At 57.1% G+C, this 13340-nt stretch carries 12 protein-coding genes; 8 read left to right on the forward strand and 4 right to left on the reverse strand.

Annotated elements, in window-relative coordinates:
- Window positions 1-43 precede the first annotated feature (43 nt).
- From ABLW18_RS01700 to ABLW18_RS01720, 5 genes are read left to right on the forward strand one after another with little or no spacing between them, the layout of a single operon-like run.
- On the forward strand, window positions 44-2143 hold the full coding sequence (locus ABLW18_RS01700; protein ID WP_347823152.1) for a hydantoinase/oxoprolinase family protein: 2100 nt from the start codon (window positions 44-46) through the stop codon (window positions 2141-2143).
- Entirely contained in the window at window positions 2140-3864 is a 1725-nt protein-coding gene (locus ABLW18_RS01705) for a hydantoinase B/oxoprolinase family protein (RefSeq protein WP_347823153.1), read from the forward strand. The genes ABLW18_RS01700 and ABLW18_RS01705 overlap by 4 nt, the downstream gene beginning before the upstream one ends.
- Entirely contained in the window at window positions 3865-5073 is a 1209-nt protein-coding gene (locus tag ABLW18_RS01710; protein WP_347823154.1) for an FAD-binding oxidoreductase, read from the forward strand.
- A complete protein-coding gene (locus tag ABLW18_RS01715; protein WP_347823155.1) occupies window positions 5073-5909 on the forward strand; it encodes an NAD(P)-dependent oxidoreductase in 837 nt (278 codons plus the stop codon). Before ABLW18_RS01710 ends, ABLW18_RS01715 begins: the two co-directional genes overlap by 1 nt.
- Before the next feature lie 7 nt (window positions 5910-5916).
- Entirely contained in the window at window positions 5917-6921 is a 1005-nt protein-coding gene (locus ABLW18_RS01720) for a formylglycine-generating enzyme family protein (RefSeq protein ID WP_347823156.1), read from the forward strand.
- An 81-nt stretch (window positions 6922-7002) separates the two neighbouring features.
- On the opposite strand, the gene ABLW18_RS01725 is transcribed toward ABLW18_RS01720, so the two are convergent.
- A complete protein-coding gene (locus ABLW18_RS01725; RefSeq protein ID WP_347823157.1) occupies window positions 7003-7848 on the reverse strand; it encodes a DUF1989 domain-containing protein in 846 nt (281 codons plus the stop codon).
- Between the two features lie 118 nt (window positions 7849-7966).
- Here ABLW18_RS01725 and ABLW18_RS01730 point away from each other — a divergent pair, with 118 nt between their 5' ends.
- Genes ABLW18_RS01730 through ABLW18_RS01740 form a run of 3 tightly spaced genes read left to right on the forward strand, consistent with a single transcriptional unit; the run spans window position 7967 to window position 10899 of the window.
- Window positions 7967-9013, forward strand: coding sequence for a pyridoxal-phosphate dependent enzyme (locus tag ABLW18_RS01730; protein ID WP_347823158.1), 1047 nt, complete (start codon window positions 7967-7969; stop codon window positions 9011-9013).
- Window positions 9013-10152, forward strand: coding sequence for a Xaa-Pro peptidase family protein (locus ABLW18_RS01735; protein WP_347823159.1), 1140 nt, complete (start codon window positions 9013-9015; stop codon window positions 10150-10152). Before ABLW18_RS01730 ends, ABLW18_RS01735 begins: the two co-directional genes overlap by 1 nt.
- Window positions 10153-10206: 54 nt before the next feature.
- Window positions 10207-10899 carry an Asp/Glu racemase gene (locus ABLW18_RS01740; RefSeq protein WP_347823160.1) on the forward strand — a complete coding sequence of 231 codons (693 nt, stop codon included), beginning with the start codon at window positions 10207-10209 and terminating at the stop codon, window positions 10897-10899.
- A 16-nt stretch (window positions 10900-10915) separates the two neighbouring features.
- On the opposite strand, the gene ABLW18_RS01745 is transcribed toward ABLW18_RS01740, so the two are convergent.
- The 3 genes from ABLW18_RS01745 to ABLW18_RS01755 are packed head-to-tail and all read right to left on the reverse strand — an operon-like array spanning window position 10916 to window position 13339.
- The gene (locus ABLW18_RS01745) at window positions 10916-11722 is read right to left on the reverse strand and encodes an alpha/beta fold hydrolase (protein WP_347823161.1); all 807 of its coding nucleotides are present in this window, start codon (window positions 11720-11722) and stop codon (window positions 10916-10918) included.
- The gene (locus ABLW18_RS01750) at window positions 11697-12293 is read right to left on the reverse strand and encodes an amino acid synthesis family protein (protein ID WP_347823162.1); all 597 of its coding nucleotides are present in this window, start codon (window positions 12291-12293) and stop codon (window positions 11697-11699) included. Before ABLW18_RS01750 ends, ABLW18_RS01745 begins: the two co-directional genes overlap by 26 nt.
- A gap of 11 nt (window positions 12294-12304) precedes the next feature.
- On the reverse strand, window positions 12305-13339 hold the full coding sequence (locus tag ABLW18_RS01755; protein WP_347823163.1) for an LLM class flavin-dependent oxidoreductase: 1035 nt from the start codon (window positions 13337-13339) through the stop codon (window positions 12305-12307).
- Window position 13340 lies beyond the last annotated feature (1 nt).

Here is a 13340-nt window from a genome sequence, read left to right on the forward strand (position 1 = left end):
TGCTGCCACATTCTGTTAACCTGAAAACACGTTGGAGGATGAAATGCAAAAGCAACCTGTGCGCCTGGGCGTGGATATTGGCGGTACATTTACGGATGTCGTTTTAGAGCGTGGCGACGACCTGTTTTCCACCAAAGTCTTGACCACCTATAGCGCCCCAGAGGAAGCCATTGTCGAAGGCATGGCGCGCGTTTGCGCACAAGCCCAAATAGATCCCACGCAGATCACCCAGATCATTCATGGCACCACTCTGGCCACAAATGCTCTGATCGAGCGCCGCGGTGCCAAAACCGCTTTAATCACCACCAAAGGGTTCCGCGATGTGATTGAGATGCGCACCGAAAGCCGCTTTGAACAATATGACCTCAACCTAACCCTACCTCCACCGCTTCTGCCCCGCAATTTTCGCTATACAATCAAGGAGCGGATGCAGGCTGATGGGCAAGTGCTCAAGCCGATCAACCGCGCTGAGATTGAATCCCTGGTCAATGAAATTAAGCAGGCCGGTTTTGAAAGCATCGCCGTGGGTTTTCTGCATTCCTACGTCAATGACGCCCATGAGCGCCTCGTGGCTGAGGTTGTGTCTGAGAAAATGCCCGGCGCCATGCTGTCTCTGTCTTGCGAGGTCAGCCCGCAGATGCGCGAATATGAGCGTTTCAACACCACAATCGCCAATGCCTATATCAAACCCTTGATGAAAACTTATTTGGGCCGTCTCAAAGGGCGTTTGAACAGTGAAGGCGCACGATGTCCAATCTTTTTGATGCACTCCGGCGGCGGCATTATCAGCCTGGAAAATGCCGCTGAATTTCCCGTTCGCTTGGTGGAATCCGGCCCGGCCGGCGGGGCGGTTTTTGCCGCCCATATCGCCGCGCGTCACCAGATTGATAAGGTGCTCTCTTTCGATATGGGCGGCACCACGGCGAAGATTTGCCTCATCAAATATCAAACTCCAAAAACCGCCCGTGTCTTCGAGGTTGCACGCAGCTATCGGTTCAAAAAAGGCTCGGGCATGCCCATTTTAATTCCCGTAATTGATATGGTTGAGATCGGCGCCGGTGGTGGCTCTTTGGCCTATGTCGACAGCCTGCGGCAAATCAGGGTTGGGCCAGAAAGCGCCGGTTCCGAGCCGGGCCCGGCCTGCTATGGCCGTGGTGGCACCCGCCCGGCGGTGACCGATGCTGATTTGGTCCTGGGACGGCTGGATCCAGACAAGTTTGCAGGCGGGCGCATCACACTGAAGCCGGCGGCGAGCGCAGCCGCGCTTGCGGCACATTTGGGCGATACGCTTGGTATGGATAGCCAAACTGCCGCCTTCGGCGTCTCCGAGGTTGTGGATGAAAATATGGCCAATGCCGCGCGGGTGCATGCTGTTGAAAACGGAGAAGATCTCAGCGATTACACGATGATCGCCTTTGGCGGCGCAGCGCCTTTACACGCGGGGCGATTGTGCGAAAAATTGGGCATTGCCCGCCTCCTCGTGCCCAGTGGCGCAGGGGTCGGGTCTGCGATTGGCTTTCTGCGCGCGCCATTCAGCTTTGAAGCCACCCGCAGCCAGTTCATGCGTTTGGCTGATTTCAGATCAGACCTGGCGACCGACTTGCTGGTGGAATTGACTCAGGAAGCCACTGCCTTTGTGCGCAGCTGTGACGCGAAGGCCGAAATTGATGCGCAATACAAAGTCTATATGCGCTATTCGGGCCAGGGATGGGAAATTCCCGTAGCCCTTGACGCCACCTTGGCTCAATCGCCCGATGCAGCAAAGTTTGAAGCGCTGTTTGAGCGCGAATACAAAACCCTTTTTGGCCGCAGCGTCGCAGGTATGGACATCGAGATCACCGTTTGGTCGGTCAATGCCGCAACCACCATCGCAGCTGCACAGCCCCTGGCGCCCCAGCCGGCTGGCCAGCGCTTGACGACCACCCATTACCGCAGCCTATTTGATGCCGCATCGGCGCAAATGACACAGGCGGCCCAATGGCGCCGCGCCGATATGGCCATAGGCGCAGAGCTGGACGGGCCTGCGGTGATTGAAGAAGAGGAAACCACCATCATCGTGCCCAAATCCCGCCGCGCGCGGTCGATGAGTGATGGCTGTATTGAACTGACCGCGCGGCCAGTAGACAAAGGAGCGGCGCAATGATCGCATCCACGCCCCCCCGCGCCACCTCTGAGGTGCAGTATCAAGTCATGTGGAACCGCCTGATCTCTGTGGTGGAAGAGCAGGCGCAAGCGCTGGTGCGAACGGCCTTCTCAACCTCTGTGCGCGAGGCTGGGGATCTTTCTGCCGGGGTCTATGATGCGCAAGGGCACATGCTGGCCCAAGCGGTCACCGGCACCCCAGGCCATGTCAATGCCATGGCCGACGCGGTGGACCATTTCATACGCCGGATTGGCCGCGAAAATTTCGCCCCCGGCGATATTTACATCACCAATGACCCTTGGGAGGGCACCGGCCACTTACATGACATTACCATTGTAACCCCCAGTTACTACAGCGAAACCTTTGTGGGCTTCTTTGCCTGCACCGCGCATATCGTTGATATCGGGGGCCGAGGGTTTGGAGCGGATGCCAATAGTGTCTATGAGGAAGGTCTCTACATACCCATTATGAAATTGGCCGATCGCGGCGTGGTGGATCAGACCTTGATGCGAATCATCCGCGGCAATGTGCGCGAGCCTGATCAGCTGGTGGGAGACATCTATGCGCTGGCCAGCTGCAACGAAATTGGCCACCGCCGCTTGATTGATATGATGAAGGAATTTGAGCTTGCGGATCTGTCCGGGATTTCTGAGTTTATTCTGTCCAACTCCCGCCGCGCGACACTTGAGCGGATCAACGCGCTGACGCCCGGCATGGCCCGAGGGGAAATGCGCACCGACGGCTATGCGCAGCCGGTTGATCTCAAAGTGCAGCTCACCATCGAAAAAGACCGTATTTTATGCGATTTTTCCGGCACTTCTGGCCTGGATAAGAAGGGCATCAACTGCCCATTGGTCTACACCAAAGCCTATGCCTGCTACGCGCTCAAATGCGCCATAGCGCCGGAGATTCCCAATAACGCGGCCAGCCTGGCGCCCTTTGAAATCACGGCGCCAGAAAACACCATCGTGAATGCCCTGCATCCCGCCCCTGTGGCGCTGCGCCATATCATTGGTCATATGGTGCCCGACGCGGTCTATGCGGCTTTGGATCAATTGTTGCCCGGGCTGGTGCCTGCTGAGGGCGCGGGTTGCCTGTGCAATTTCCAAGTCTCGCTGCGCCCCCGCAGCGATGCGCCCGCCCCGCCTCATGCCCGGCGCGCAGAGGTTTTGACCTTCAACTCCGGCGGATCTGGTGCACGACCCAGTTTGGATGGAATGAACGCCACCGCTTTTCCCAGCGGAGTGATGACCATGCCCGTCGAAGCCACCGAGCAGGTAGGCCCGGTATTGATCTGGCGCAAAGAGCTGCGTGCCGACAGCGGCGGCGTAGGCCGACATCGCGGTGGATTAGGTCAATATATGGAGGTTGGCGCGCAAGAGGGTTACGAATTTGACATCCAAGCCATGTTCGATCGCGTCAACCACCCAGCAAATGGTCGCCAAGGCGGATCCAAAGGCGGGCCCACCACGATCGCGCTTGACGATGGCGCGCCCATGCGCGGTAAAGGCAAGCAATTTGTGCCACATGGCAAAAAGGTCATGATGGCTTTCCCCGGTGGCGCAGGATACGGACCTGTCTGCGAACGCAGCACCGCAGAAATCCTAAAAGATCTGGCTGGCGGCTATATCACCGCGCAGGCGGCAGAAGAGCTTTACAGTCTGGCGCCACAACAGATCGCCGATGTTCTGGAGCGGGCGAAAAACGGTGAGGCGTTCTAAATGGCACAGCCACAGCAAACTCCAAAAGCGCATAGCTATGACATAATCTTTATTGGAGGCGCTATGTATGGCAGCTCCATCGCCTGGTGGCTCAGCCGCGATCCGGGATTTGACGGGTCCATTCTTGTGGTGGAGCGGGATTTCAGTTTTGAATGCGCGTCCACAAGCCACACCAATTCTTGCATCCGTCAACAGTTTTCAAACCCAACCAATATCCAAGTCAGCCAATTTGGCGCAGAGTTTATCAACAATTTTCAAAGCTATTTTGATCACGACCCGCGTGTTCCGAAAATCCATATACAATCTTTTGGCTATATGTATTTGGCCAATAGCGCCGCTGATGCCGAAAGCCTGCGGCACAGTCAAACGCTGCAGGCACAAATGGGCGCTGGCACGCGGCATATGACAGCCTCTGAAATTCAGGCCGAATATCCGTTTTATCATGTGGGCGACATTACCGTAGGCAATCATAACACCGTCAACGAAGGCTATTTTGACGGCGGCACGATTTTTGATTGGTGCAAGCGCGTGGCCCAAGAAAAAGGCGCTGAATATGTGCAAAATGAGGTTGTGGCGATGGACCGGCACGCAGACCGCATCCACAGCGTGACCCTGGCCTCGGGCGAGAGGCTCAGCTGCGGGCTCGTGGTCAATTGCACAGGCCCGCGCGCCGCGCAAACTGCGCGTATGGCCGGGCTAGACTTGCCAGTTGAGCCGCGCAAACGCTACAGCTTCGTCTTTGATGCCGAGCAGCCGCTGGCGCGCGACCTTCCCCTCACCATCGACCCCTCTGGCGTGCATATGCGTTCGGAGGGGCGCTATTATCTTGCCGGCTGTCCGCCCGATGATGATGCGCCCGTAGCCTATGACGATTTCACCCAAGACCACAGCATCTGGCAAGAGAAGGTCTGGCCCATCATCGCCGCCCGTGTGCCGCAATTCGAAGCGATCAAGCTGATCAACAGCTGGGCGGGACATTACGCCTATAACACCTTCGATCAAAACGCGATCATCGGCCCGCATCATCAGGTCGAGAACTTCCTCTTTGCCAATGGTTTTTCGGGCCACGGCTTGCAACAATCTATGGCCATCGGGCGCGGATTGGCCGAATTTATCACCTATGGCGCCTATCGCAGCATTGACCTTTCCCCCTTCGCATACAAACGTATCGAAGAGGGCAAACCCTTTTTAGAAAAGGCAGTAATTTGATGAAAAAACTCGTGTTAACCGGTGCCGCGGGACGGCTGGGCTCCTATCTGCGCGAACCGCTAAGCCAGATGTGTGACCGCCTGGTCTCCACCGATTGGACCGAGGACATCGGCAAGCTTTATCCCAGTGAGACCTACGTCAAAGCAGACCTAGGCGATCTGGAGGCAATGGAGGCGGTGCTTGATGGTGCGGATATGGTGGTCCATTTTGGCGCAATTGGTGATGAGGCCGCCTGGGACAAGATCCTACATTCCAATATCATTGGCGCCTATAATGTGTGGGAAGCAGCCGCGCGCAAGGGGCTGCGCCGCGTGGTCTATGCTAGCTCTATCCATGCGGTGGGCATGTATCCCAAAACCCAAAGGATCGATACCGAGGTGCCGCACCGCCCGGACACTTACTATGGTTTGGCTAAATGTTTTGCAGAGGATCTTGGCAGTCTCTATTGGGACAAGAAGGGCATTGAGAGTGTGCACCTGCGAATCCTTTCCGCCGCACAGATCAACAACCCGCGCGCGCTCGGCTCCTGGCTGTCCTATGACGATCTGATCCACTTGGTTCAGCAGGCCATAACCACACCGATCACGGGCTTTTCCGTGATCTATGGCGTGTCCAATAATGACCGGGTCACGGTCGACAATCACAAGGCGGCCTTCTTGGGATATCGCCCGAAAGACAATGCCGAGCAATTTGCAGAAGAGGTCCTGGCGGCCGCCGATCCAGCAGCCCCTCATGACCCTGGGCAAATGTGCCAAGGCGGACCGTTCGCGTCAGTGGAGATTGGATTTTCAGGCACAGCCAGCATGAATATCGTGCAAGACAAAAAAGAGATATAACACAGCAATGGCGGTGGACCCAACCTCTCCCAACTGCTGCGCGCCACCCGGCCCCCAGGGTACCCCCTCTCAACGTGTCTCGCAAACTTTGAGCGGTGGAGCGCATCGCGGGGCGCTATGCCCCATACCAGGCGGAACAGCTTTCATGGGGACCAACCGACCGGTCAACAAACTAGACGGCGAATTCCCGCAGCGGCGGGTCAAGCTGAAACCCTTTCTGTTGGGGCAGACTCCGGTGAGCAATGCCGAATTCTCCGACTTCGCAGAACAGACCGGCTATGTCACAGAGGCTGAAATTTTTGGCTGGTCGTTCGTCTTTCATCTCCAGGTTCCAGCGCGCCAGACCACCTGGCAAGGCGCGGCAGCTGCGCAATGGTGGCGGCGGGTCGATGGCGCAAATTGGCGGCGTCCCACAGGCCCTTTAGGCGCCAAAGGCCTGCCCGATCACCCTGCGGTGCATCTATCTTGGACAGATGCGCAGGCCTATTGCGCCTGGGCGGGGGGACGTCTTCCGAAGGAAGCAGAATGGGAGCATGCCGCCCGTGGTGGTTTGGGAGATGTGACCTATCCCTGGGGCAATGCGCCACCCGATGATCATGAGCATCTGCCCTGCAATATCTGGCAAGGCAATTTTCCCACCCAGAACACCGCCGCCGATGGCTATGCTTTCACCAGCCCGGCTCGCTCCTTTGCCGCCAATGGATACGGGCTTTATGGCATGGCCGGCAATGTTTGGGATTGGACCGCCGATCTGTTTCGCCTCAAATCCCTCTCCAAAGCCGGCAAGGCTCATGCGGCGGCCATGCAGGGGTATCGGGTCATCAAAGGCGGCAGCTTTCTGTGCCATGCCTCCTATTGCTCGCGCTACCGCATCGCCGCACGCACAGGCAATTCGCCAGAAAGCACCACCAACCATATGGGATTTCGCATTGCTTTTGACGCGCCCGCCACGCGCGCCAGTCAGCCCTCCGATGAGCCTACAAACCAGGACGAGGATGAAGTTCACTGTTAGCTAAGGTAGTTAAGGCCAACGAAATCTAATCAGCTCACTCGTTATCGTAGCTATATTGCCTGACCTAGCCCCCCAGCGCGCTCAACGGCCGTAAGGGTTGGGCGGTGCAGGGGTGAAGTCCGCCAGTGTTTTAGGCGCATAGATCTCGATCACCAGTGGATGGCATTGCGCTGTGTCACTGGAATGCTCTGCGCCGCAATCACCGCCCGGGCAGACAGAAAGCCCCAGCGTGATATCAATCTGTGCCTCTAGTTCAAGGAAATCTCCCGGACGTACGGGGCTGGCCTTCATGAAGTATTGATGTGTGTCGCGGGTAAACCCCGTTAACATAAAGACATTGAGCACATCATGCACATGCCGCTCCGCTTCCTCGGGCAGCAAATCAAAGTGATCAGCAACGGCGCGCGTTAGGTTGGAGTGGCAACAATTATGGTAATCTGTGCCACTGAGCAGGCGGCCCGTATAGGGGTCACAGCGCGTGCCGATCACATCATGCACCGAACCGCCATCCGCGTCATAGCCATACCAGTCAAGCGTGTCACAGATGATATGCGCCAAGGGCCGCATGAAGGGGAAGCTCGACCAAAGGCTGTCTCCCGTGCTGACATGGGTGCCATGCAAAGCGCGTGTTTTGCCGCTGTAGAAATGCTCCGCAAGGTTGTGGCTGTTCCAAATGTTCAGATCTCCTACCTGCGGTCCCCCCACCGAAACAATCCGCGCGAAATGCCCCGCTGGCACATCAATACAGCCAGCCGACCGGGGCGGCACAGAGAGCCGCTGTACCAAATCTGCGCCCTCCCGCCTTGCGGCTGAAGCCGCCAGAGTCACCTGTGGCAAGGTTTCGGTTGGATAGCATACAACCACCGAACGCGCCCGCCGCGTCTGCGCATCTTTGGGCTCTGGGTGCAAGGGATGTTGAAGTTTCATGCAATCTCTCTATCTGGTTGCGCCCATGTTAAAGGCACGCTACGAAATTGACAATTCCGCGCTGTGACAGGTCGCATATAGGCTTGCTCTTTCGGATGCGATGGGCTCCATTCACGGGATGGATATATTGCAAAACCCCCACCGCAACATTGGTTTGACTGTCGACATCCTGCGCGACATCCCCGCCCCCTCGACTGATTCCGCCGCCGTGCAAGCCCTTTTGGCCGGTTGCCCCAATGCTGCTGAAACTGAAATGCTGCAAGCTCCGAATATTGCGCAAGATCTGAATATCGCGCAGCTCAGCGTGAAAGATGAGCGCGGCCGCATGGGCCTGGGCAGTTTCAAAGCACTTGGCGCAGCCTATGTCATCGCCCATAGCGCCATCGTCCAAGGCGAAGCGCAGAGCGCCAAAACCTATGTCACCGCCAGTGCTGGAAATCACGGACTCAGCGTGGCGGCAGGCGCAAAAGCCTTTGGCGCCGCCGCAGTGATCTTTCTCAGCCAGAGCGTGCCAGAAGCCTTTGCCAAAAGATTGATCGCGCATGGCGCAACCGTCGAGCGCGCCGGCGAGACCTATGAACAGAGCATGAGCGCAGCGCAAGCTGCGGCCAAGGATAACGGTTGGACCTTGTTGTCGGACAGCTCTTGGCCAGGCTACAGCGATCTGAGTCATCGTTTAATGGAGGGCTATACTGTCTTTATGGCCGAAGCCGAGCGGCAAATCTCTGCTCCCAGCCATATATTCTTACAAGCTGGCGTTGGCGGATTGGCCGGCGCCGCAGCAGCGATGGCACGCAAAACTTGGGGCGAAGCACCGGTGATCGTGGTGGTTGAACCATGCCACGCCCCGGCTTTGCTCGGCTGCATTCAGGCCGGTGATTTCATCGCCGCGACAGGCCCGGGAAGCGCTATGGGTCGGCTAGATTGCCTAGAGGCCTCTTTGATTGCTCTGAAGGGGCTGGCCAAAGATGCCGATGTCTTCGCGCTGATCAGCGAAGAGGAAGGTCAAGCCGGCGCCAATTATGCCGCGGCGCATCAAATGGAGAGTACACCCTCCGGAGCCGCGGGGCTGGCGGGTCTTCTAGCCTCACCTGCCCATCGTACGGCGCTCAAACTTGACGCAAACTCTCATGTGCTCGTCATACTTTCAGAAGGCCCTGAATAATGCCCCAAGGCTTCACAATCGCAGAATTTAAAGCACGCCTGAAACGTGCCCAAGGCCGCATGGATGACGCTGATCTCGACGCCATTTTGCTGACCACTGAGCCAGATATTCGCTATTTCACAGGCTATCTCACGAGGTTCTGGGAAAGCCCCTGCCGGCCTTGGTTCTTGGTGTTGCCCCGCGCTGGTGATCCTATTGCCGTCATCCCCTCAATTGGCGCGGCGTTGATGGCCCGTACGTGGATCTCAGATATCCGCACATGGCGCGCGCCAGATCTCGACGATGACGGAATAGGCCTTTTGGCCGAAACCCTGCGTGCATTAGGTCCGCGCATTGGCACGCCCAGTGGCTTGCAGTCTCATCTGCGCATGCCGCTGGATGACTTTGGTCGGCTCAACGCCGCTCTGCCCAAGCCTATCGGTGCGGATGCTGGCATTCTGCGGAGCCTGCGTTTGGTGAAATCTGACGCTGAGATAGAGAAGATCAAAACCGCGTGTCACGTTGCCACCCGCGCCTTTGAGCGCGTGCCAGAGATTGCCCGCGTCGGTCAGCCTTTAGAAGCGGTGTTTCGTGATTTTCAGCGCCTTTGCCTGGAGGAAGGCGCCGATTGGGTGCCCTATCTCGCCGGTGCTGCGGCCCAGGGCGGCTATGGCGATGTGATCTCTCCAGCCGACGAGCGTCCGCTCACGGCGGGAGATATCTTGATGCTGGACACCGGCTTGGTGCATGATGGTTATTTTTGCGATTTTGATCGCAACTTTGCCATTGGCAGCCCATCGCCAGATGTTGCCGCAGGGCACAGCCGTTTGATCGAAGCCACATATGCCGCTTTTGAGGCCGCGCGACCGGGCAAAACCGCCGCTGATCTGTTTCACGTTATGGACAAAATTGTCACCGGCGGCGCCGGCGGGTCCGAAGCTGGCCGCTACGGCCACGGGCTTGGCATGAACCTCACAGAATGGCCCAGCTTGATCCCAACAGATCACACGCCGCTGGTCCCGGGTATGGTACTCACCTTGGAGCCAGGGATCGAACTGGCGCCGGGCCGCGCTTTGGTTCATGAAGAAAATATTGTCATTCGCGAGAATGGCGCCGAATGGCTTAGCCAGCCCTATGGCGCCGAAATGCGCAGGATTTAACATGCGATTTCTACCATATAATTTGTTTCAATTGATAAAATTCGAATTGGGCTTGTGGTCTTGCAATCGGATGAAACCATAGAGCGCGATATGATGCAGATGCGCGGTACCGCGGATCTCTTCTTTAGCCGCGTGCCCAGCGGGCAAGAGGTCACGGCTGAAACGCTGCAATCTATGGCCGGGCATATTGAGGCCTCAGCGGCGCTCTTCCCCCAAACCCTGCGCTTTAACGCCGTGGGCTATGGCTGTACCTCTGGCACCGCTCAAATTGGCGTGCGGGAGATTGATCGGCTGGTGAAATCCGGCACGAAAACCCAAGCGGTCAGCCAGCCCGTGTCGGCACTGGTGGCCGCCTGCCAGCATCTCAAGCTCAAGCGTATTGCGTTTTTGTCTCCCTACTTGGAAGAGGTCAGTGCCAATCTGCGACAGGTTTTGCAACAAAACGGTGTCGAAACTCCAGTTTTCGGCACCTTCGGCGAGGCGGAAGAGTCAAAGGTTGTGCGCATTTCTGGCGCCTCCGTTCGAAGTGCGGCCCGTTATCTGCTGGCCGGCGGCGGACTTGATGGAATTTTTCTCAGCTGCACCAACCTGCGCACCATAGATTTGATTGCCCCAATGGAAGCCGAGCTTGGCCTGCCGGTACTGTCGAGCAACCTTGTGTTAGCCTGGCATCTCGCAAAGCTGTCTGGCGATCCACAGGCTTTGCAAGGGCCCGGTCAGCTCTTCGCCGCGCAAGCCGTAAAGTGAACGCCTGCGGCAGCATTTAAACCCGCTGCAAAAAATCCAAAACTGGCAGAGTAAAAGCCTCTGGCACTTCCAACAAACCCAGATGTTTGAGCTGCGGTACAATTTGGCACCCTGCCCCCGGAATTTCAGCAGCTATATCCCAGCTCATCTGCGGCGTTGAGCCTACATCTTCCGCACAGGTCATCACCAAACTCGCGTGCTTTAAAGGCGGGGCTGGACGAATTAACTCCCTAACACCATGAGCCAAAACCCAGGCCGACTGCCCATAGCTCGCGCGATCCGCCTGCATGCGCCACGATGCAACCTGCTGAGGAGTTTGTGCATTTGAAGCCAGAAATTCTGGCGTGAACCATCGCTCCAAAGCGGCCTGTAGTGTCGCCTCCGCACCCTGATCCAGCGCCTGGCGTGCCCGCGCCTCGACCTCCTGCTGCATCTGCGCACCGCGATCATGGGGAGAATTCAGTATTACCAATGACCGCACCAAATCTGGATGGTCCATAGCGACGCGTCGATTGATCATGCCGCCAATGGAAAACCCGACCAAATGGGCAGGGCCCATCGCGGTTTCCTCCAGCAATTCAGCGATTTGCTCCGCAAAGACTGACAGGTTGAGCGGGCGCTCTGCTGGGCGGCTCTGCCCATGTCCGTAAAGGTCATATTTCAATACCCGGTAACGCGCGCAGATCGCTGGCAAATGGGCCTGCCACAGCGATGAACTCAACCCCAAACCATGGATCAACACCAAAGGCGGTCCATCTTCGGGCCCGTCAAGCCAATAGGCCGTGCCATCAGCTGCTCTAAACACCGGCGGGATTGTCCACATCGCGGCCCATATCCCGCAGGTCATCATAGCGGTTGCCAATCCGGTGCAAAGGATGACCGCCAATGGAGGCGCCAAGCGCAATCAATATTTCATCGCCGGCAGGCGCATCGGGCACGGTGGTATGAATGGTTTGATAATGGCTGCGCATGCCGCCATCATCTTTATGCATCAACGGGATCATCAAGGATGTGCCCGCGCCGCCGCGGGTATTGGTGAAAGCGAGATAGGACTTGGCATTGACCGCCTCGCGGAACTGATTGCCGAAATGCAGCGTGTGCGTCATCGCTTGTGCGTGCTCGATCTCACCCCCCATGCCAACAATACTGGCTTTGCCGCAGCCCTCGATCTTATCCCCGCAAATCTCAAGCAATAGATCGGTCAACAACTTGCCCAGCACCGGCCCGTGCTCTTGAATTTCTGGGCGCAGGTTCTCAACCCATCCCCGACCGAACCAAGGGTTTTTGACGATCGCAATGGCGCTCACCAATTTGGTTGGCACAGGCACGGCCTTGCCGCCCTCTTCATAGGTGGTTTGAACAAGAGTCAGCGTGCGGCGAATTTCGATACTCATAGCGAAGTCCTTTAGGTGAATTCTGGCATTACATTATCAATGAAGCTCTGAAGTGAGCGTTTTTGCTCCGCCATCCCCAATCCCATCGAGGCATAATAAATGAAGGCATCTACCCCCAACGCCTCGTAGCGGCGCAGTTTTGCAATCACCTGTTCGGGCGATCCGAACATCAGGTTTTCTTCAAGCATTTCGGGGTCCACGCGGACATTGCCCGCCAAATCCTCAGCCGAGACCGCTTCGGGAAAGCCATTGCGCACCGCTCCTGTTTTGGTCATCAAATTGCCAAATCTGCCCAATACACTGCGAATGGCATGCATAGCTGCGGCGCGATCTTCAGGCGTTTCGTAGACCGCCGCGTGCCGCATCATGGCGAATGTGCCATCCCAGCCATTGCCCGCAGCCTCGATCGCCTCATCAAGCTGGGCTTTATACTTTTCAGCCTCTGCAAAGGGCATAGAAAACGGCCATGACATGATATTGCAGTGATTGGCCACCGCATAGTCAAAGGTGATGGGCGAGCGGGCTGCGACCCACATCGGCACCTCCCCTTGCAGCGGCTTCGGACAGGATGTGGCCGAGGGGAATTGCCAATATGTCCCTTCGTGAGTCACGTCCCCCTGCCAAAGTTTGCGCACCAAAGGCAGCATTTCTTGCATATAGCGCCAGCTGTCACTTTGCGCCAATCCGGGCTTCATACGGTCAAATTCGCGTTGATAGGCCCCAGAGCCCAGCCCCAAGTCCAACCGCCCATTCGACAGGAGATCGACCATTGCCGCTTCACCGGCCAAATTGATCGGGTGCCAATAGGCGGCATTGGCCACGCCACATCCCAGACGGATGCTCTCAGTATGATTCGCCCACCAGGTCATGATTTGAAACGGATTGGGGGCGATCGTCATTTCAAGCGCGTGATGCTCCGCCGCCCAGGCAATTTCAAATCCCGCTCGATCGGCCATCTGCACCATATCGAGCACATGATCGCGCACTTCGCGCATATCCGTCTCGGCGTCCATGCGTTCTAGATTTATCGCTATGTGAAACTTCATT

It is taken from the genome of uncultured Planktomarina sp. (assembly GCA_943788425.1).
Lineage (GTDB): Bacteria > Pseudomonadota > Alphaproteobacteria > Rhodobacterales > Rhodobacteraceae > Planktomarina.